We start from the raw sequence: 19,222 nt of genomic DNA on the forward strand, positions 1-19,222 counted from the left end.
GCCAGGAATGTGGATGTAGTTGCTCAGCCTAGCGGGATCGCCCTCACTCTTCGCGATTGCTTGCGTTGGCGACCAACTAGTTTTGGCCCGAAGCCGATGCTATGCAGGCGCTGTCACGCCTCGCAATTGCTCGACTCCAGTTCTGCTGGGGAAATGCCGCCTTGATGGGTGCCCCTTGCCGCAGTCCATTTGCCCTTGAGCCCGATACCAAGGCTGTTTGCTCTGCTGCGAGCAGGGAGGGCCAACTGAAACTAGCTTCGCAACAGCGAGCGTCGGCGTGTTTTTTTGCGAGAAAGCCGTCCTGAGACGCAAGAAATAGCAACTTGCTTGATCGGTACGTTATAACATAACGTTCACGCGTCGCCACGCCGATCATTGCCATGCCATCACCTCTCACACCTTCGCGGTTTTTCGCCAATAAGTCGCCTTCAAGGCCTTGTTTCTCTGGCGTGGACGCGCAATGAGGCAGGACATCCGAATCGGACGCATCGTCGCGCCGTGGATCTATGCAGTTGCTGCGACTGGGGCCTTTGTTCTCGCCATGATTGCCCTCGCGCTGCCCGCGCCCGCATTAGGGCTGATCGGGTTGGCGCTGCTCTTCTCGGCAACGGGATTGGCCGCAGAGGCATGGGTGAGTCGCGTGCGTCGACGCAAAGAGCCGTGGATCAAAGCCGTGCAGGCGACGGTCCATCCCAAGCTTCCTGGGTTCCCGCCATTGGCCAAAGCGATGCTGTTGGAGCGTCGCCTCCGGGCGCGATTCGAAAGGATCGATTGGGCGGGTGATTGGGCACCTGGCGCTGTCACTGTGCTGGGCAACGGCTTGGTGCTCGATGCGACCGTGAGCTTCCTGCGAGCACCGGGCTGGGCTGTTCACCAGCCACCGCTGTGGGGCGCGATCGTGCTTTTGGCGGCCACCATTCCGCTGGTTTTTCTCCAGCGCGTCGCGAACGCACACCCTGTCTCGTCAGGACCCGGCATGGACGTGCTTGTTCGGGTGCCGCTGGTTACTGCACTGCTGGGCGGTGGCGCCACGCTCTTCGCGGCACAAGGGTATCTATGGGCCAACACACTCCTGTATGCCGTAGCGACCATTCTCGCGGTGGCGACCATCGAAGCGATCCTGCGCTCCGTTGGCCAAGTGTTCTTGCCCTTGGGTCCGTTTGCCACACGCCAAAATCCCGCGTTGCCCTGGTCGCCTTCGCTTCTGCGATGGGGCTGGCCGCGGGCCGGAAGAGCGGCCCTGTGGCTGCGCAACGCCTATGGCATCGACCTCGCACGAAGCTGGGTGTTGGCCTTCATGGTGCGCGCGGCTCCGCCGGTTGCGCTGTTCGTGCTCCTCTTGGCCTGGTTGTCGACGGCCGTGACGGTGTTGGGCGTGACGGAGCGGGCCGTCATCGAGCGATTGGGCGTGCCCGTTGCGGTAGAGGGTCCAGGCATTCATGTCCACTGGCCGTGGCCCATCGGGCGCGCACGACCGGTCGAACTGGGTGTCGTCCATCAACTGCCCATCGTGTTCTCGGCTAAACCGGGCGGCCGATTGCTTGCGGAGCTCGCCAGCGCGGGCGCCTCGGATGCCGAAGGAGCCATGGGTGCCGAAGCCATCCCGGGCCCCACGGCCGATCGCCTGTGGGATGGCTCCCATCCCGGCGAAGCGAGCTACCTCATCGCCAGCCGTTCGGGCGATCGAGAGGGCTTCCAGATCGTCAACGTCGATCTTCGTGTCGTGTTTCGCGCCTCGGACGATGCGGACGGGGCGATGGCGGCCGTGTATGGGGCGATGGAGCCGGCATCGCTCATCCGCGCCACGGCAGGGCGGTTGCTCGTGTCGCATTTTTCATCGTCCACGTTGGATGAACTGCTCGGCGAGAATCGTGCGCAGTTCGTTGAGCGCTTCCGGCAGGACTTGCAAGCGCGCATTGCCGCGCTGCATGCCGGAATTTCGGTCATCAATGTCGTGGTCGAAGCCATCCATCCGCCCAGCGGTGCGGCCGCCGCTTATCACTATGTGCAGGCTGCCGGCGTGATCAGCGACGCGACGCGCTTCCAAAGCCAGGCGCGCGCGTACGCAGTGCGAGGTACGGCAGCTCAGGACGCCGTGCACGCGGTGACCCTGGCTCGCGCTGACGCGAGCGAGCAACTCGCTGCGGCGCAAGCGACGCTGACGACCTTCCAGGCCAGCACGAAGAGCGAGCGTGCAGGGCCGGATGTCTTTGTCTTTGAGTCGTGGTTGACCCACGTCGGTAGCGCGCTCGGTCGCGCACATTTGACCATCATCGATCATCGCCTAGACAGCGAAAAGGCCACGCTGGACCTTCGCCCCGTCGCGGCTGGAACCGGGGGAACCCCTTGAGCATCATCGAATCATCCGCCGCCTCGACGCGATCCCGCACTGTGCGTTGGACGGTCGCCATCATCATTCTGATCCTTGCTTTGACTTCGGCTTGCCTGGTCATCGTCAGTCCCGGCGAGGGTGTCGTGGTCACTCGTTTCGGACGTCCTGTTCGTGTGCTGCTGGCGCCGGGCGCATCGCTTAAGTGGCCTGTTCCGATCGAATCGACCACGCCCATCGACCTGCGCTTGCGAACCACCTCCAGTGGCTTGCAGGACGTCGGGACGCGCGACGGTCTGCGCGTGCTCGTGCAGGCGTATGTGGTCTGGTCGGTGCCCGCGCGCGCCGATGCGGCAGAGCTGTTCTTGCGCTCGGTGCAAAACGACCCCGACGTGGCGGCGTCGCAGCTGCGCAGCCTGATGGCTTCTTCGCTTGAAATCACCACGAGCAGTTTTGACCTGGCGCAGTTGGTGAATACGGATCCGGCCAAGGTGCGAATCGACGACCTTGAATCCCGACTGCGCCGCCTAATCGGTGATCAGGCGCAGCGCGTGTATGGCACTGAGATCCGCCAAGTGGGCATAGAACGACTGACGCTCTCCACCGAGGCCTTGCAAGCCACCATTCAACGCATGAAGGCCGAGCGAGATACCGTGGCAGCACAGCGCTCGGCGGAAGGCCAGCGCCAGGCATCGCAGATCGTTTCCGAAGCCGAGCGCGATGCACGCATCACCTTGGCCAGCGCCAAGGCGGAAGCGGCGTCCATCGAAGCCGACGCGCAAACCAAATCGACGGCGATCTACCAGCAAGCCTACGCCACCGACCCCAAGCTCTACACGATCCTTCGATCCTTCGACACGATGGATGCGGCCGTGGGCCCTGGGACGCGAATCGTGTTGCGTACCGACGCGGCACCGTTTCGCATGCTGGTCGATGGCCCCACGCCGGGTGCGGGGAAGAAAAATCCATGACAGCGGCGCGCCCTACGATTCTTGCCGAGACCTTGACCTGGTCGTTTCGGCTGCTGTTTGCGCTGGTGGCTGCGTTGGCGGGCATGTGGCTGGTGCGCGGCATCCAGCGCGTGCCTCCGGAAAATCGGGCCGTTGTCATGCGGTTTGGGCAAGTCGTTCGGACGGCTGGGCCCGGCTTGCTGCTCACCTGGCCATCGCCCATCGACTCCGTCGTCCTCTTGCCTTCGCAGGGGCGACAGGTGCAGTTCGCACCTGAAGCGCTGGAAAGCCGATCGCCCTTGGACGAGCGCATGGCCGGTGCCCCCGGCCAAGGATTCATCGCATCGGATAACGCGCGCGACAACACCTGGTTTTTCCTGACCGGCGATGGTGCAGTGGTGCATCTGCGCGCCATGTTGTTCTACCAGATCGATGATCCGGTGGCATACATCACGGCGGGCGATCACATCGAACCGATGCTTCGGCGCGCCCTGATTGCAGCGGCGGTCCAACTGTGTGCCCGCCGGTCGCTCGACGGCATCCTCGTTGCTCGTCCCGAAGCCGCCGGCGCGCTCCATCTGGTTGCCCAACGGGAACGGTTTGCAGCAGAACTGGTGCAAGCGGTGAACCAGCGGCTCCGTCAAGCGTCGGGCCAAGGCTCAAGCATCGGTATCCAGGTCGCGCGGATCGATGTGGTCCCTTCCATCCCTGGCGGCGCCAAAGAGTCCTTCGACACCGTACTGACCGTGGAGCAGCAGGCCGAGCGATCGCTCGCCGATGCGCGCACCACGGCGGAAACCCGGCGCCAGATCGCCGAGCAAGGACGCCAAACGCTCATCGACGAAGCGCATGCGCGTGCGGAAGAGTCGATCCACACCGCCGAGGCGCGCTCCGCGCTCGTCCTGTCGTTGGGGCGTGACCCGTCGCTCGACCGGCGCACGATCGTTGAGCAAACCTATCGCGATCGCATCAAATCGTTGTTCGACATCGCGGGGAAGATCGAAACCGTGCCGGTCACTTCGCAGGCGCATACCTTCATTTTCGGAGCAAGCCCATGAGCGTCACCTCCGCCGATGCTGGCACGCTGCTGCTGACTGGCACCGAGCGTCACCGTTGGCGCCTGCGCATCGTTGCCGTGCTCCTCGCCGCAGGCATCCTGATGTTTTCGTTTGCGCTATCCGCGCTGGCGCCCTCGCGGACGGTGGAAGTGGCGTTGCTTCAAGCCATCGCGGCCTTGCTGGTGGCCGGGCCTGCGTTCGCGGCCGCCATTCGTAGCCTCAACCAGCCGGACCTGCACGGAGTGGTCGACCAGCTGGTCGCACTGGCGATCCTTGCATGCCTTATTTCGGCGAACTTTGTCACGGCCACACTGTTGCCGGTCATCATGCTGGTCGGGCAGATGCTAGAAGACCGCTCCTTGCTGGGAACACGCGAAGCGGTGGAGGCGCTCTCGGCTCTGACAGCGACCACGGCACGGCGGGTCCTTGGCGACGAAGTGTTCGTCGTACCTGTTGAATCGTTGGTGGCCGGCGACGTCATCGAAGTGCGCCCGGGCGATCGGGTGGCCGCCGATGGTGTGGTGCTGTCGGGCACGGCCAGCATCGATACGGCATCGCTTACCGGCGAATCCCTGCCGGTCGAAGTCGCGCGTGGCGATACGGTGCTCGGTAGTTCACTGAGCCTCAACGGATTGCTTCATGTGCAGGTGTCGCGCGTAGGATCGCAGTCGGCGCTGGGGCGTGTGGTCGCGCTCATGCAAGACGCCGAGCGCAGCAAGCCGCCGATTACCCGGCTGCTGGAGCGCTATGCCGGACGCTACCTCGTTCTGGTACTCCTGATCGCGCTGATGCTTTGGTTCACCACGCAGAACACAGGAGCCGTATTGGCGTTGCTCGTCGCCGCCTGTCCCTCGGCGATGGTTTTGGCAGCCCCTTCGACCGCGCTTGCCGCAGTGAGTGTGGCGGCTCGGCATGGCGTGCTGGTGAAGAGCAGCGTGGTGTTCGAGCGATTGGCCGAAGCCGACGCGCTGGTCGTCGACAAGACTGGCACCGTCACTACCGGGCGCCTGCGCGTGGTGCGCTTGCAACCCGCGGAAGGCGCCAATGCCACGCGATTGGAGGCGGTAGCGACTGCACTGGGCAGCGCCAGCAGCCATCCGGTGGGACGTGCGATTGCCCATCTGGCTGCTGAGCCGGCCATGCTTGATGACGTACAAGAAGAGGCAGGGTTCGGCATGCGCGCGCGAAGCGCCTTCGGCGATGTACTGCTGGGGCGCGAGTCGCTGTTGGCGCGACATGGCGTGCTGGTACAAGAACCCCCGCGTCATGACGGTCCCGTGGCTGCCGTAGCGGAAGCGGGGCAATTGTTGGGCTGGGTCTGCCTTGCCGACGAAGTGCGTGATCGCGTCGCCGAGACGCTGATCGCGCTTCACGGGCTAGGTTTAAACCGGCAAGCCTTGTTGACTGGCGACCGTCAGGCGGAAGCTGACCGCGTGGCCACCCTGGTGGGGCTGGAGGAAGTCGTAGCGGGTGCGTTGCCTCCCGACAAACTGGCTTTCGTGCAATCGGTAGTGGCCGACGGCGGAAAGCCACTGGTCGTCGGTGACGGCATCAACGACGCACTGGCCTTGCGGGCAGGGTTGGTTGGTATGGCGATGGGCGGGCAGGGCAGTGATATCGCCCTGGCCTCGGCAGACATCGTGCTGACCGGTGATGATTTTTCGCGCGTTGCTACCGCGCTCAGGCTTGCACGTCGCACGCGGCGCACGCTTCGGGTGAACCTTGGGCTGAGCGCAGCCTGGACCCTGGCCTTGATCATCGTCGCGATCACCGGCGGGTGGTCGGCCAACGGCGCCTTGGCTGCCGCGGTGCTGCAGAACGTGGGCGCATTCGTCGTGATCGCCAACTCAGGGCGCTTGATGAAGTTCACTGAAGCCTGAGGTTCTTACCCCAAGGACGTTTGGCTTCACCGCGTCTAGGCGCCGGACACCGGCGAGGTCTCGAGCAGTCGTGTTGTAGCGCCTGTTACCACCATGCCTGATGGCACATGCCACGGAAGAAGGCTGGCGGGAACCGGTGAGTGTCGTGTAAGGTATGTTATAACATAACATTGCGAGACAGGATTCATGAAAGCGTCCATGTCGGTTCTCTCTTCTCTGCTGTTGCTGGCTTCGACGGTCGCCGCGGCGCAAGAGCGCCATCTCGGCCCTCATGTCCACGGACAGGCCAGCCTCAATGTGTCGATCGACGCCCGCGAGATGGATGTGGCTGCCAGCCTGCCGGGACACGATGCCGTTGGCTTTGAGCACCCGCCGGGCTCGCCCGCCGAACGCGCTGCCGTGGACAAGGCGACCGCCACGCTCAACCAGCCGACCTGGTTCGTCCTGCCTGCGGCGGCGCACTGCACGCTCGCCTCGGCCAAGGTGTCTCCGCACGGATTTGGCGGTGCTGCGGAACCTGGCGGTCACGCGGATTTCGATGCGATCTACCACTACACGTGCGATGCGCCAGGCCAGCTTGACCATCTTGATGTCCGCCTGATATCCGCATTTCCCGCTGTTCAAAAAGTCGTCGTCAATCTGATCACGGCGGCCGGAAGCAACCAGCAGACCCTCGACGGCACGACCACGCGGATCGACATCCAGCAATGAGCACGGCGCAGCCTTTATTGCGAACGCGCGCGCTTCGTCATTGCTGGCCCGAAGGCGGTCATGCACTGGCCTTGGAGGATCTATCGGTAGGGCGTGGCGAATCGCTATTCCTCCATGGGCCAAGCGGCAGCGGCAAGAGCACGCTTTTAGGGTTGCTCGCTGGCGTGCTTGCGCCGTCCTCAGGCGATGTCCTGATACTCGAGACGTCGTTCAGTTCGATTTCGGCAGCGGCCCGCGATCGCTTTCGCGCGAATCACCTGGGCTACATCTTTCAGCAGTTCAACCTTCTGCCGTTCCTCTCGCCGATAGAGAATGTATTGCTGGGTTGCGCCTGGTCGGCCGAACGCAAAAAGCGCGCCGGTGGTACCCGTGCGCGAATGGCGGTGGAAGCTCAACGGCTTCTCTCCTCGCTGGGTCTTGGCGAACACGTGTGGTCGCGGGCAAAGACAGGTGAACTCAGTGTGGGGCAACAGCAGCGCGTGGCTGCGGCGCGGGCGCTCATTGGTGGCCCCGAGCTATTGCTGGCCGATGAGCCGACCTCCGCGCTGGACGCATCGAGTCGCGATGCCTTCCTGAAATTGCTGCTGGAAGAGTGCGGGATCTACGGTACTGGCGTGGTGTTCGTCAGTCATGACCTCGTGCTAGCCCGCCATTTTGACCGCACCGTTGCGTTGGCCAGCGTGCCCGTGGAGTCTGAATCATGAGGCTGCTTTCCTTGACGCTCAAGAGCATGCGCCAGCGCAAAGCCGGTGTTGCGCTGACCGTCTTCACCGTGGCATTGAGCGTTTTTCTGTTGCTCGGCGTCGAACGCGTGCGGACCGACGCCCGGCTTGGATTCGCCAGCACCGTGTCGGGAACGGATCTCCTGGTGGGCGCGCGCAGCGGCCCGGTTACCTTGCTGCTTTATTCGATCTTCCATGTGGGTGAGGCCACCAACAACATCACCTGGAAGAGCTATCAGGACATCCGGGCGATGCCAGAAGTAGCCTGGACGGTGCCGCTTTCGCTCGGAGATTCACATCGAGGATTTCGCGTTACCGGGACGAGCAGCGACTTTTTCGTCCACTACCATTATGGGCGCGGCAACCCATTGGTCTTTGCCAGTGGCCAGCCCTTTTCAGATCTGTACGACGCGGTCATTGGTTCAGAGGTGGCGCGCCAGTTGCATTACAACGTCGGTGACCGGATCGTCCTGTCGCACGGCCTGGGCGGAGCCAACCTGGCGACTCATGCGGACAAGCCGTTTCGCGTAAGCGGTGTCCTGGCGCCGACCGGTACACCCGTAGACGCATCGATTGCCGTGAGCCTGGAGGCCATCGAGGCCATCCATGTCGATTGGCACTCGGGCATCCGGTTGCCGGGCATGGAAGCATCGGCGGAGCAAGCTCGTCACATGGACCTGACTCCCAAGGCCATCACCGCGACACTGGTGGGCCTGCATTCGCGTCTCTCCGCGTTCGCGGTTCAAAGCGCCATCAATGACTACCCCGAAGAGCCCTTGCTGGCCGTGCTGCCCGGGGTGGCATTGGGTGAGTTGTGGCATCTGGTCGGCACGGCCGAAAGCGCTTTGCGCGTGGTAAGTGCGATGGTCCTGCTCGTGGGCATGTCCGGGATGCTTACGGCACTACTGGGGATGCTTGGTGAACGACGCCGGGAGATGGCCGTGTTGCGCGCCGTCGGCGCATCCACCCGCACCGTGTTTGCATTGCTGGTGATGGAAAGCACGCTCTTGACGGTCGCCGGCATGATCGCAGGCGTTCTTTTGCTTGATGCCACCACGGCCGTTGCCCACAACTATCTCCTGGCTACTGCCGGCCTGGTCATCGACCAGAGCCCGGCGCCGGGTGAATGGCTGCTGCTCGTGATCGTGCTTGCCTTGGGTTCACTGGCCGGGTGCATCCCGGGTTGGATTGCTTATCGCCGTTCGCTCGCCGACGGCCTTCAGGTACGCCTCTGATGAAAGCTCATGTTCTCTTGATTGCCCTATGGGTCGTTGCTCTCTCAGCGTGCGGCGGGACCAATGACGCGAGCTCTCCCTCACCGGCCAGTGCTACGACATCGGCAATCGCCTCTGCACAAGCGGTAGCCGATGTTAATCGTGCCGCACGTACCGAAGCACAAGTTAGCGGCATCGAAGCAGCCCGAGCGTTTGACGCCGCGCACGGCTCGCCCAAGGCAGTGGCCACGCCGGATTCGTCGTTGCTTGGCCTGCGTGACGAAAACGGATACGCAGATCTTGATTGGAGCCACATGGTTCCGCCCGAAGACATCAAGACCTTGGAGAACGCGCCGCCGGTACTGCATGTCGGCAACCAACGCATGAAGCAAGTCGGCACGCTGCACACGGTGGAGGCGCTCAACAACCAGAAGGTCAAGCTGTCGGGCTATGTCGTGCCGCTGGAGTCTGACAACGACGGCAAGATGGTGGAGTTTTTCTTCGTGCCGTTCTACGGGGCCTGCATCCATGTGCCGCCACCGCCGCCGAATATGCTTATCCATGTGAAGCTCGCCAAAGGCATCGACACGCCCAGCCTGTATGACCCGCTCACGCTTCGGGGCGTGTTACACACCGAGGTTACGCAAAATGCGATGGCGGCCTCCGCCTATGGCATGGCAGATGCGTCGCTTGGCGCGTATCACGAAAATGACTCGGACTCTGAGCGGCTTCGCCAGGCCTTCGAATGAGCAGTATCCAGCTCCTGGCTCAACGTGCGGCATCCGCTTTATGGCGATCGCCGCCAGGAGCTGGTCTTGATTGGCGCTGATTTGCCTGAGGCTGAGGTGCGCGCCGAGCTCGATGCCTGCTTGCTCACCGACGACGAACTGGTCCGCGGCCCCTTGGTATGGCAAAGCTTGCCCGATCCCTCTCCGAGCTGGTCGCCCGCGACGCGATGAGGCGCTGGGTACTCGCCGTGGGACTTGCCGCTGCAGCAGTTGCTCTCGGGGTCTTCGTCATCAGGTGGGATGTTCAGAAGGCCGCCTCCACGTCATCGCTTTCCGAGGTGCCTGCCGCTGCTTCCTTGGGGCGTTCTACAGTGCCGGTCGTAGTCACCAGCCCTGAGGCTGCTCGAGTGGGCGCGCGTATGCAGGCAAACGAGAACATCGCCAACGATGTGATCTTCCTCATCGCGGCGACCCTGCGTGGACACTGCCAACCTTCGCTTGCCCATGACTTGCCGCGGATGGCGGTTATTGCACGTTTGCCTCTGTTGTCAGCAGGCGACGGAGAAGATTCGTACCCTGAAAGCCTCCGGCACGACATCAGCCACATAGTGAATGCGGCCGTGGAACGCGCCAGCTGTACGCAACCTATCGCGCTACACATTGGCGCTTACAGTGGCGTGTTGGACTCAGAAGCCTATGCTCACGCGTTCCCGGAGAGTTACTTTGACCCGGCCTTGGTCTCTGTATCCAAGGAGGCGCCCGGCGCGGATCTGAAACAACGAGTAGCCGACAGCTGCACTGCCGTTGTCTACGCAAGGCTGCCGTTGGACGATGTGCGCGCATGGCAATGCACTGGCCTTCGCCGTAACGCACGGATAGCCATTCTTCATGTGTGCCATAGCGAAGGCGAGATGCCCGGGCAGGCTGCTGCCGATATTCAGCATGTGATCGATGGGCTGCCCGTTACATGCCAATAATCGAGAGAGCTCCAGGGCGCCATGCTAATAAAGCCGATGGGCAGGAAGTGACGCATCGTGGCTCACCGCATGGGAGTCGCAGCGCCCCATGGGCAATCCATAGGGCAGGCTGATTAGGGCTGGTTATCGCGGCCAGACTTCATTTCCGAGGTGTGGTTTTGCAGCCGCTCCGGACGCCTCGACCCTGCGCGCAGTCAATATCATCTTCTGAGACTTGATCGTCCTAGGCTCGCGGCCATGGATGACGCCCGCCAGATTCTGCTCGCTGTAGCGTCCAGCCCCAGTCACCGGACAAAACCAAGCCCCGAAAGATGGCCGACAAAGTCGCAGCCCATCCGGGTTGAATAAGCCAAGCGGCGTTGCCAACCAAACCAACCCCAAGTCACGGCTTCAAATACAACACTCCATCCCCAAAATCGATCACCGCATGATTCGCCAGCATCACATCGGCACCCAGAAAACCGCCGATCTGATCCGCCGGCGACGCTGGTCGCGGAGTGGCTTCGTAGTCATACAGATCCAGCACCCGGGTGTTGTCGGGCACTTTCACCGCCTGACCTTCAATGCTCAGCGATAGCGCACTGGCCGCTGCGTATGCCTTGCCGGTGGTGCCGGTGGGCCCGCCATAGGTATCCACTACCTTGCCAAGGGTGATGTTGGCGCGCTTGGCCGTGTGGTCATCGATATAGAAATTGGCCACCGTGGAGACCACAAAATTGGCGCTCGCATCGTTGAGCGCCACCTGCACTTCGTATTCGTTGGTGGCGGCGTTCCATTGCATGGCGTGCGCGACATAGCCCGCAGCCAGCAAGCGCTGGCGTTCCTGCGCGGTGTCGGCCGACGAATGCGGAATGCCGATGCGGTGCTGATCAAAATCCACCAGCACCCGCCGCGCACGCAACCAGCCCATGCCCAACATGCCCTGCATGGTCTGCTTCTGCGGCGCCTCAAACACCTTGAGCGGCGCGTCCTTCACCACGTCATCGCCCACCTGCAACGTCTTTACCGTCGTCGTAGCCACACCCTGGTTGCTTACCTGGCCGGGCGCGGTAATGCCGTAATGCCCACTGGACTGCAGCGGCCCGACCCCGGCCTGTTCCGCATTGGCATGGGTGGTCATGGCGTAGAACCCCGCATTGGCATGTACCATGAAGGAAAACGGCACCTGGTTGATGCGCACGTCCACAAAGGGACGGATGCCAGACACCTCACGCAGCTGGAACGGCGTCCACTGCGTTTCGGCAACGACCGAGGAGGAGGCAAGGGCCAGTAACAGGCCAAAGGTAAGAGCTCGACGCATGGGGAACTCGGTATCGGGGAAGTGGGGATGGCTGGCGGTGAAGCACACGACGGTTTTCCAGGATCGTAGGCGCGGGCCGCCGGAATGCCATATGCCATGAGTTGTGGTTGCCGAGTCACGGCTGGTCGCGGGGCGTCTTGTCAAAAAAAGCAGGGAAGAGCGAACCACTATCAGCGATATGGAATGGGCCGCGGCGACTATTACCAGTCGCTCTCTCCCGCCTGGCCACCATCCCCCGTCCAATGCTGGTAGGTCTGTTTGCGACCCATAACGGACCTAGACAATTGCAAGGGTAGGGCGCACTCAGTTTATTGCCGCCGCTAATTCGCATCGATTAGGGCAAGTTATCGCGGCCACGGCGCAGTGAGGATATCCAGTCGCTTTCTCAAGCAAAGCGTGGAAAAAGGGCGCATTTGCCGTGTTCAAGTCCATCTAATGCTCGCCCCAAAACCCGAGCGAACACAGGACACGGTGCGGAGGCCGGGCAGCTAGCTATCTATGACGTGATCCTCGCCATAGGCTGCCAGGAAGTCATCAGAGGCTACGTAGTCAGCTAGAGCTCTCAAGGTAGCTGCTGAATCTTTACCAAGCACATCTTCGACACGCTGGTTGGCTACGGCCCAGCGCTCAGTGGCCCGGTGCAATAACTTGCTCCCGGCAGGGGTCAAGGCGGCGCGTTTGGTGCGCTTGTCCTGCTCGTCTGGTAACAGCTCAACCAGGCCATCCCGGATAAGGGGCTTGAGGGCATGCGTCAGGGCGGAAATTTGAATCGCCAGCTTGGTCGCCAAATCCTGAAGAGTGGGTTCCTGCCCGTCATGGGCAGTCATCAGTCGCTCTATATCAGCCAATAGCCCCAACTGCGTCGCCTTAAGTCCGAGGGGGGCGAGCGCATCGTCGTACAGATTGCCCAAGCGCCGGGCCGCTCGTCTTAGCGCCGTATTCGTGCATGCGAGATTTTCGAGAACACTCTTCGCTTTGCTGCGATTCCCGTGCGCGCTGGTCTTGATGGGTTTGCTGGTCTTCTTGGTCATAACAGGAGAATGGTTGAGCACCGAACCATTGACAAGTCCCGATTGTACCTCTATATAGTTGAGCCCTCAACAACTTGCTTGAGCACTCAAGCTAATTCAGCGGAGAACGAGATTATGACCTCATCCAGAAAGAAGGCATTAGTCACCGGCGCATCGTCCGGCATCGGCGCCGTCTATGCCGATCGACTGGCTGCTCGCGGCTACGATTTGATTTTGGTGGCGCGCCGCGCTGATCGTTTGGTCGCGCTCTCGCAGACGCTGTCAAAGACTCATGGCGTCAACGTTGAGGTGGTGGCCGCCGATCTTGAGAAAGACGCGGATGTCGCCAAGATCGAGAAAGTGCTCATCGACGACGCAAGCGTAGAGCTGCTGGTCAACAACGCAGGCCTGGCTCGGCTGCGTCCGCTGGTGGACTCATCCTTTGACGATACACGGGCGCAGGTTTCGCTCAATATCACGGCGCTCACTCGTTTGACGCAGGCGGTTCTGCCAAGGTTCGTATCACGCGATAGCGGGACGATCATCAATGTCGCCTCTGTGCTGGCCGTCCATTCCCTGGCGATCAGCGCGGTATACAGCGGCACCAAGGCGTATGTGCTTGCCTTCAGTCGGGGGCTGCAGGAGGAGTTGGCAAACACAGGCGTGAAAGTCCAAGTTGTTCTGCCAGCATCAACGGCCACGGAAATCTGGTCGGAAGGCGTTTCCGGGGTGCCGCTTTCCGCTCTTCGCCAGGAGACCATCATGAGTGCCGAAGATTGCGTTGACGCCGCGCTTACAGGCCTGGACAAGGGTGAGGCATTTACCTGGCCGTCCGTCGCCGATGAAAGCCTATGGACCAAGTACGACGCCGCACGTGCCGCACTGTTCGCCGCAACCCAGACCGGCACGCCTGCGCCTCGTTACCGCAAAGCGTAAGAAAACAGCATCCAGGGGCGGTAGAGGGTGGATCTTCGGCATGGCAGATCCATCCTCCACTCGGTCGCTGACGGACACCATTGCCTAGGGGACACTCGAGGAGCCCGGCCTCTCAGCGATCGGCGGAATAGTCCATCCGGCTGAGATCGTCCAGCAGGCTTGGGCCGCTCGGAAGCCATTCCAGAACTTCGCGTGTCCACGCACTCGACGCCAGTAGATCCATGCCGACAAATCCGGCCAGCCATCCGAAATGATCACCGGCGTCACTCGGCGAAATGGACGTGACGGGCACACCCAGGCCCGCGCCGATCACTTCGGCAATATCGCGAACACGAATACCCTCTTCAGCAACAGCGTGATAGCGCGCACCCGGTTTGCATTTCTCGATCGCAAGCCGATAAAGCCGTGCCACGTCGAGCACATGCGCTGCGGGCCAACGATTGAGCCCTTCGCCGATATAAGCCGAGACGCCTTTGGCACGTGCAATAGCGATCAACGGACTGATAAGGCCTTGCTTCACCGTGTCATGCACCTGCGGAAGGCGCACGACCGACACGGCGACACCCTCCGCGAGCATTTCCGCCCCCGCGATCTCCGATGCTGATCGGGGGTTGGGGTGTTCTGTATTGAAGGCCTCCTCGGTCGCAGGCTTGCCTGGCTTGGCCGTTCCCATGCCCGTTCCCGACGTGATTAGCAGCTGGCGGCCAGAGCCCGCCAGCGCCGAGCCCATGGCCTTGATGGCCTGTCGATCTTTTTCACAGTTGGCGACGAAGTTGGAGAAATCGTGATCGAACGCGGTGTGGATCACGGCGTCCGCCTTCGCCGCGCCACTGCGCAGACTGTCCAGATCTTCAAGGTGGCCGCGATGCACGTCGGCACCGACGGAGGCGAGGGCATGGGCACCCTCATCCGATCGTGTCATGCCAAGAACGCGATGCCCGGCGGCGAGCAGCTCCGGCACGATGCGGGAGCCGATAAAGCCGGTCGCGCCGGTCAGGAATATGCGCAAGGGAAGTCTCCAAGGATGAGTGTTGGATCTAACTTACCCCTGCGCGCATACTGGTAAAGCAGTGACATTATCAGGGTATAGAAACCAACAGGATCCACATGTCCACGCCTATCGACAATCAGCTCGGCACCTATCTGAAGGACAGGCGCAGCCGACTCGATCCGGCTGCCCTTGGTTTCACGGGTGGGCGCCGGCGTACGCCGGGGCTGCGCAGGGAAGAGGTCGCGCAGCGCGCCAACATCAGTCCCACCTGGTACACCTGGCTGGAACAGGGACGGGGAGGGGCGCCCTCGGCCGATGTGCTCAACCGTATCGCCAGCGGGCTGATGCTGACTGAACCGGAGCGCGAACACCTCTTCATACTCGGCCTTGGTCATCCACCCGAAGTCCGTTACAAAGCCATCGAAGGCGTCACGCCCCGTCTGCAGCGTGTACTCGAGGCAATGGAAGTCAGCCCTGCGATCGTCAAGACCGCCCTGTGGGATGTGGTGGCCTGGAACCGCGCGGCGGCGGCTGTGCTCACGGACTACGGTGCGCTACCTCCCGCAGAGCGGAATATTCTGCGGCTGATTTTTTCCAACTCACGGGTACGGGCCGCGCAGGAAGACTGGCAAAGCGTGGCACGGTTCGTTGTCGGCGCGTTTCGTGCAGACGCTGCGCGCGCAGGTGCTGCGGCGGAGATCGGCCAGTTCGTTGAAGAGCTGTCCCGCCTGAGTCCTGAGTTCGAGGCGCTATGGTTGGCCAACGACGTCAACGCTTACGGCGAGGGCGTAAAGCGTCTGCACCATGCCGAACTGGGTCTGCTGGAGCTGGAGTTTTCCGCGTTCGCTGTTGATGGGCGGCCAGATCTGGGGATGATCGTGTACAACCCGGCCACCAGCGCGGACGAGGATCGGATTCGTGCGTACATCAAGTCAAGGGCACGGTTGCGTTAAAGGTCTGCACGAGATCTGAAACGAACCTTAGGGACCACCGCTCGACGTCCGCCATGAGTTTGCGTCGGGCATCGTCGTCAAGACTGCTGACCTCGAAATCACTGGGTCGCCGAAGGCTTATGCGGTTCGCGCAAGCAGCGGAAGCCTCGCAACTCGCAGTTTTTGCAATGACTGCGGCACGCCTTTGTTCACGCAAAGCGAAACGTATTCGCAAGTCACCTCGATCCGATTTCCGTCGCTTGACGATATCTCGGACTTCAAGCCGATGCTGGATATCTATACCGCCAGCGCGCAGGAGTGGGTTTGCCTTGATCAGCCCATCCCTCACTTTCCTCGATCGCCTCAGCAGCCCAACGGACCTGATGCCTGAGCCGTGCTCCGTCGAACTGTCTTGTGCCTTTGTCAGGCCATCTGTTGCTCGAGTGTTTTTGTCCGAGCAATCACCTCGCTCCCCGTGTGCTTGGTAGATGCGGGCTCGATGAGAAGAACCCAGCACTCATGCTCTGCCACAGGGTTGTGCCGAACCCCTTTGGGGATGGTCAAGAAATCGCCGCACTCCATGTCAACCGCGTGGCCTTCAAACTCGATCCGAAGAGCACCTTTGACAATGTAAAAGAGCTCCTCCTCGTCATCGTGGGAATGCCATACAAGCTGTCCCTTGAATTTGGCGGCCTTCAATAGTTGTCCGTTTACGGATCCGATCACCTTCGGCGACCAAAAATCATTTATTGCAGCGAAAGCGCTGACTAGATTCTTGTGTGCTATCACCTGTCGATGCTCCTTTGCCTGTCACGGATCAGCCGGCGATGTCGACCATGCGAGCGTATTCTCGCCAGGCGAGTTGTACAACGTCATCGCGCAATGCGAGTTCCGATGGGTCCGGCCACACAAGCTTTCGGCTGTTCAGCGAAGCGTAGACGCGGCCAGGCGATGGCGTGATGCGATCCAAAGCAAGTTCGGCGAGCGTCTTGCCGGCAATCTCGACCGTGTTCATGCGTGCAAATGGACGTACCAGACTGACGAAACCCAACCCGATCTTCGCCCATAGCGGCCATGCTCGGAACAAGGAGGTTCCCGCCGTGAAGCCAGGGTTGTATGCCACAACATTGAGATTTTTTCCCCTGGCTTCGACGGATGCTTTCAGTCCCCGCGCGATCAGGAGATCGCCTAGCTTGGAGGCCGCATAAGCACGGAAGCCGGCAGAGAAACTGTTGGACTGTCGGTGCGGTGGCGGGTGGGCCAGCGCCTCAATATCAAAGTCCTTCGGCCCCGTCGGATTCAACCTGGGGTCATGCGTATCGCTAGTCGTGATCACAACCGTCGCATCGCGCGCCAGCTTCGGAAGCAGCAGGCGCAGCAAAAGATAGTGCGCGAGCACATTGACCCCGAACGTGGTTTCGAACCCATCGTCGGTGCGTTGATCGCTAGTCGGAAACTGCGTACCAGCATTCAGCACAAGCCCGTCGAGATCAGCATCGCCGAGCCTCTCCATGACGGGGGCCATTGAAAATGTCCTGTTACCTTGTGCTCGATTTTGATGGTGTATTCCGGGGAAGCGAAGCCCACTCCGAGACCAACTTCGCGGCTCTGTCCTCGTTCGAGGCGGTCTTGCGAGAGTTTCCGGAAGTTGAGCTCGTGGTTACTTCGTCGCGCGCGCGATCACTCATTGCCCTGCGCGAGCTCTTTAGTGTGGATCTTGCGCAGCGTGTGGTCGGGGTAACCCACGACATGCCGCCACCGATGGGGGGCAACGACCACGGGATATGCCACCAAGAGGCCATTGAATGGCTGGCTCTCAATGGTGAGCCTGATCGGCCCCGGATTGGGCTAGATGTCGAGCCACGCCTATTTGAACGATCCGCACCTGTAGTCTTTGCCAGCCACGGGTTTGGGCCCGAAGAGGCCTTCGTCTTGCGCATTGCGCTGACGGACCCTGCGGCTTATGCACACGCCTGCCGTTTGTGCCCAATGTTTCCCGATTCAGATGTCCCGCTAGGGCGATGGAGATTAGGACTGACGGGAGTCAGTTCCGGCTGATCACGCGCGCAACACTCTCCCCAAAGCGCCGCAGGAGCCGGGTGATTAGGGAGCGTTATCGCGGGTATGGCAATCGCCCAGACGTTCCTCCGCCATGGCGACGGCCTCCTTTACCTGGAATAAGCTGCTCGCGCAACTTCAGGTCAGGCACGCTGCCAATTTCTTGTGGTTGTAGCGAAAGGAGTTCACGCTCGATCGAATCAAGCCGCTCGTTGGCAGCCACGGATCGCCCCGGGGCTGCTTCGTAGATGGCATTGATGGACCTTACCTCCATCGCATCGCTTTCCCGCTCTATCGCCAGCTGGTGGAAGAGGCGCGCTAGCACGTTGGCGGCAACAATGGAGTGGTTGCTTCCCACCATCTGGATTTTGAACAGCGACGCGAAGAACTTCGCTTGTGTTTCTTTGAAGTCGCGCTCGGAGATCATCGGGCGGCGTTCAAGGCTTGCGATCGCCCTCGTGTGATTCTCGATGGCCACCACATAGACTTCGCGTCGCAGCTGGATGATTCGCCCTTTGGTGTTCTCCGCTGCATCGTGCCGTCGTTGCGCGCGCTGCTGCCATGCGGTCAATACGCCGCCGGCCACCACGCCGATCAGGGCGCTGATGGCACCGAAGAGGGCGGGATTGATGGTTCCCGAAGACAGCGTTTCTATGGCCATAGTGATCGGTCCTGAATGTGTCTGGTTCGACTTTGATTGCTGGATCAACGGTGCTGGAGGCCTCGAGACACCTCCGCGTCGCTGTGGCAATTGGGAAATCAACAAGCTCGATATGCGCTAGATTCCTTCATGCTGCAAATTCGTCCTTCCTACCGTAGACCATCAGTGAATCAGTCATAGCCATCAAGAAGTCAGCCGCTAAGTCGATTGGTGGCTTTGGATGCGACGCCTCACCAGATGAGGACGGATCGCATTCCCGAGGAAGCGCTATGGGAAGTCGCGGAACTCTTCGTTGATCTTCCTCCCGATGCCTTTGTCACCTCGGATGATCGTGTCTGGTGGGACGCGGAAGTCCTTGGCGTCTTGATCTGGACGATGTCGTGAGTGTCTTACCGCTTCGTCGCTGATTTCTTCTTGCTGCCTTTTTTTGGCGCCGCACCGCGTCCGGCGGGACGAACGAACGGCAGGAAAATGTCGTCCACGATTTCGCAAATCACCTCGTTCGTCATCGTCAATTCACTTCGCAGCACGGCTCCCGCTGTCCAGCCTGAAGCAAGGCGTCTGGTGAGGCGTCAGCACCGCTCTAAACTCTTCGATGCGTTGTTAGGCGTAAATTGAGCGCTCATCGGAGATCAGCGCATGATCACGCCACGTGATGCTCCCTAGCCGCCACGTTCCTGCCTGTCTCCTGTTGAGGTGCCCACACCATCTTTTGCAGCCGGCCTCAAGGACCTGTCGAGCGATATCAGCAAAAGCGGCTGCCTT

General features: G+C 61.3%; 20 protein-coding genes. 14 read left to right on the top strand and 6 right to left on the bottom strand.

The features are described from left to right. Nucleotides 1-460 precede the first annotated feature (460 nt). From AC1DMY_RS10135 to AC1DMY_RS10180, 10 genes are all read left to right on the top strand, one after another. Entirely contained in the window at nt 461-2,350 is a 1,890-nt protein-coding gene (locus tag AC1DMY_RS10135; RefSeq protein ID WP_477164820.1) for an SPFH domain-containing protein, read from the top strand. Then, nucleotides 2,347-3,300, top strand: coding sequence for a protease modulator HflC (gene hflC / locus AC1DMY_RS10140; RefSeq protein ID WP_477164821.1), 954 nt, complete (start codon nt 2,347-2,349; stop codon nt 3,298-3,300). Before AC1DMY_RS10135 ends, hflC begins: the two co-directional genes overlap by 4 nt. Next, on the top strand, nt 3,297-4,337 hold the full coding sequence (locus AC1DMY_RS10145; RefSeq protein WP_477164822.1) for an SPFH domain-containing protein: 1,041 nt from the start codon (nt 3,297-3,299) through the stop codon (nt 4,335-4,337). Before hflC ends, AC1DMY_RS10145 begins: the two co-directional genes overlap by 4 nt. After that, the gene (locus AC1DMY_RS10150; RefSeq protein WP_477164823.1) at nt 4,334-6,217 is read left to right on the top strand and encodes a heavy metal translocating P-type ATPase; all 1,884 of its coding nucleotides are present in this window, start codon (nt 4,334-4,336) and stop codon (nt 6,215-6,217) included. The genes AC1DMY_RS10145 and AC1DMY_RS10150 overlap by 4 nt, the downstream gene beginning before the upstream one ends. A 198-nt stretch (nt 6,218-6,415) precedes the next feature. Next, entirely contained in the window at nt 6,416-6,928 is a 513-nt protein-coding gene (locus AC1DMY_RS10155; RefSeq protein ID WP_477164824.1) for a ZrgA family zinc uptake protein, read from the top strand. Next, on the top strand, nt 6,925-7,632 hold the full coding sequence (locus AC1DMY_RS10160) for an ABC transporter ATP-binding protein (protein WP_477164825.1): 708 nt from the start codon (nt 6,925-6,927) through the stop codon (nt 7,630-7,632). The genes AC1DMY_RS10155 and AC1DMY_RS10160 overlap by 4 nt, the downstream gene beginning before the upstream one ends. After that, nucleotides 7,629-8,885, top strand: a complete 1,257-nt coding sequence (locus tag AC1DMY_RS10165; protein WP_477164826.1) for an ABC transporter permease — start codon at nt 7,629-7,631, stop codon at nt 8,883-8,885. The genes AC1DMY_RS10160 and AC1DMY_RS10165 overlap by 4 nt, the downstream gene beginning before the upstream one ends. Beyond that, nucleotides 8,885-9,613, top strand: coding sequence for a DUF3299 domain-containing protein (locus AC1DMY_RS10170; protein ID WP_477164827.1), 729 nt, complete (start codon nt 8,885-8,887; stop codon nt 9,611-9,613). Before AC1DMY_RS10165 ends, AC1DMY_RS10170 begins: the two co-directional genes overlap by 1 nt. A 24-nt stretch (nt 9,614-9,637) precedes the next feature. Further along, nucleotides 9,638-9,823, top strand: coding sequence for a GTP-binding protein (locus tag AC1DMY_RS10175; RefSeq protein WP_477164828.1), 186 nt, complete (start codon nt 9,638-9,640; stop codon nt 9,821-9,823). Next, entirely contained in the window at nt 9,772-10,569 is a 798-nt protein-coding gene (locus tag AC1DMY_RS10180; RefSeq protein WP_477164829.1) for a hypothetical protein, read from the top strand. The genes AC1DMY_RS10175 and AC1DMY_RS10180 overlap by 52 nt, the downstream gene beginning before the upstream one ends. A 382-nt stretch (nt 10,570-10,951) precedes the next feature. Here the strand turns inward: AC1DMY_RS10180 and AC1DMY_RS10185 are convergent, their stop codons facing one another. Then, nucleotides 10,952-11,869, bottom strand: a complete 918-nt coding sequence (locus AC1DMY_RS10185; RefSeq protein ID WP_477164830.1) for a retroviral-like aspartic protease family protein — start codon at nt 11,867-11,869, stop codon at nt 10,952-10,954. Nucleotides 11,870-12,357: 488 nt separating this feature from the next. Next, on the bottom strand, nt 12,358-12,900 hold the full coding sequence (locus AC1DMY_RS10190; RefSeq protein ID WP_477164831.1) for a MarR family winged helix-turn-helix transcriptional regulator: 543 nt from the start codon (nt 12,898-12,900) through the stop codon (nt 12,358-12,360). Nucleotides 12,901-13,014: 114 nt separating this feature from the next. On the opposite strand from AC1DMY_RS10190, the gene AC1DMY_RS10195 reads away from it, so the two are divergent. After that, on the top strand, nt 13,015-13,815 hold the full coding sequence (locus AC1DMY_RS10195) for an SDR family NAD(P)-dependent oxidoreductase (protein WP_477164832.1): 801 nt from the start codon (nt 13,015-13,017) through the stop codon (nt 13,813-13,815). Between the two features lie 112 nt (nt 13,816-13,927). Here AC1DMY_RS10195 and AC1DMY_RS10200 read toward each other — a convergent pair whose 3' ends face one another. Beyond that, the gene (locus AC1DMY_RS10200; protein WP_477164833.1) at nt 13,928-14,824 is read right to left on the bottom strand and encodes an SDR family oxidoreductase; all 897 of its coding nucleotides are present in this window, start codon (nt 14,822-14,824) and stop codon (nt 13,928-13,930) included. Nucleotides 14,825-14,922: 98 nt separating this feature from the next. Here AC1DMY_RS10200 and AC1DMY_RS10205 point away from each other — a divergent pair, with 98 nt between their 5' ends. Both AC1DMY_RS10205 and AC1DMY_RS10210 read left to right on the top strand, forming a co-directional pair. After that, on the top strand, nt 14,923-15,759 hold the full coding sequence (locus tag AC1DMY_RS10205) for a helix-turn-helix transcriptional regulator (protein ID WP_477164834.1): 837 nt from the start codon (nt 14,923-14,925) through the stop codon (nt 15,757-15,759). A 70-nt stretch (nt 15,760-15,829) separates the two neighbouring features. After that, entirely contained in the window at nt 15,830-16,129 is a 300-nt protein-coding gene (locus tag AC1DMY_RS10210; RefSeq protein WP_477165012.1) for a GFA family protein, read from the top strand. A 32-nt stretch (nt 16,130-16,161) separates the two neighbouring features. Here AC1DMY_RS10210 and AC1DMY_RS10215 read toward each other — a convergent pair whose 3' ends face one another. Further along, nucleotides 16,162-16,527 (bottom strand): cupin domain-containing protein, encoded by a 366-nt coding sequence (locus AC1DMY_RS10215; RefSeq protein ID WP_477164835.1) that lies wholly within the window; start codon nt 16,525-16,527, stop codon nt 16,162-16,164. A gap of 28 nt (nt 16,528-16,555) precedes the next feature. Further along, nucleotides 16,556-17,263 carry a Rossmann-fold NAD(P)-binding domain-containing protein gene (locus tag AC1DMY_RS10220; protein ID WP_477164836.1) on the bottom strand — a complete coding sequence of 236 codons (708 nt, stop codon included), beginning with the start codon at nt 17,261-17,263 and terminating at the stop codon, nt 16,556-16,558. Between the two features lie 5 nt (nt 17,264-17,268). On the opposite strand from AC1DMY_RS10220, the gene AC1DMY_RS10225 reads away from it, so the two are divergent. Then, nucleotides 17,269-17,796: an HAD domain-containing protein gene (locus AC1DMY_RS10225; RefSeq protein ID WP_477164837.1), complete on the top strand. Its 528-nt coding sequence runs from the start codon at nt 17,269-17,271 to the stop codon at nt 17,794-17,796. Nucleotides 17,797-17,851: 55 nt separating this feature from the next. On the opposite strand, the gene AC1DMY_RS10230 is transcribed toward AC1DMY_RS10225, so the two are convergent. Continuing rightward, nucleotides 17,852-18,457 carry a hypothetical protein gene (locus AC1DMY_RS10230; RefSeq protein WP_477164838.1) on the bottom strand — a complete coding sequence of 202 codons (606 nt, stop codon included), beginning with the start codon at nt 18,455-18,457 and terminating at the stop codon, nt 17,852-17,854. Nucleotides 18,458-19,222 lie beyond the last annotated feature (765 nt).

The organism is Dyella sp. 01L423, from assembly GCF_056399945.1.

Bases quoted from the DNA above. Each gene is read 5' to 3' on its own strand.
- AC1DMY_RS10230 (WP_477164838.1), bottom strand. From the start codon at position 18,457: ATGGCCATAGAAACGCTGTCTTCGGGAACCATCAATCCCGCCCTCTTC.
- AC1DMY_RS10180 (WP_477164829.1), top strand. From the start codon at position 9,772: ATGGCAAAGCTTGCCCGATCCCTCTCCGAGCTGGTCGCCCGCGACGCG.
- AC1DMY_RS10205 (WP_477164834.1), top strand. From the start codon at position 14,923: ATGTCCACGCCTATCGACAATCAGCTCGGCACCTATCTGAAGGACAGG.
- AC1DMY_RS10145 (WP_477164822.1), top strand. From the start codon at position 3,297: ATGACAGCGGCGCGCCCTACGATTCTTGCCGAGACCTTGACCTGGTCG.
- AC1DMY_RS10155 (WP_477164824.1), top strand. From the start codon at position 6,416: ATGTCGGTTCTCTCTTCTCTGCTGTTGCTGGCTTCGACGGTCGCCGCG.
- AC1DMY_RS10165 (WP_477164826.1), top strand. From the start codon at position 7,629: ATGAGGCTGCTTTCCTTGACGCTCAAGAGCATGCGCCAGCGCAAAGCC.
- AC1DMY_RS10150 (WP_477164823.1), top strand. From the start codon at position 4,334: ATGAGCGTCACCTCCGCCGATGCTGGCACGCTGCTGCTGACTGGCACC.
- AC1DMY_RS10195 (WP_477164832.1), top strand. From the start codon at position 13,015: ATGACCTCATCCAGAAAGAAGGCATTAGTCACCGGCGCATCGTCCGGC.
- AC1DMY_RS10225 (WP_477164837.1), top strand. From the start codon at position 17,269: ATGTCCTGTTACCTTGTGCTCGATTTTGATGGTGTATTCCGGGGAAGC.
- AC1DMY_RS10170 (WP_477164827.1), top strand. From the start codon at position 8,885: ATGAAAGCTCATGTTCTCTTGATTGCCCTATGGGTCGTTGCTCTCTCA.
- AC1DMY_RS10185 (WP_477164830.1), bottom strand. From the start codon at position 11,869: ATGCGTCGAGCTCTTACCTTTGGCCTGTTACTGGCCCTTGCCTCCTCC.
- AC1DMY_RS10190 (WP_477164831.1), bottom strand. From the start codon at position 12,900: ATGACCAAGAAGACCAGCAAACCCATCAAGACCAGCGCGCACGGGAAT.
- AC1DMY_RS10220 (WP_477164836.1), bottom strand. From the start codon at position 17,263: ATGGCCCCCGTCATGGAGAGGCTCGGCGATGCTGATCTCGACGGGCTT.
- AC1DMY_RS10160 (WP_477164825.1), top strand. From the start codon at position 6,925: ATGAGCACGGCGCAGCCTTTATTGCGAACGCGCGCGCTTCGTCATTGC.
- AC1DMY_RS10135 (WP_477164820.1), top strand. From the start codon at position 461: ATGAGGCAGGACATCCGAATCGGACGCATCGTCGCGCCGTGGATCTAT.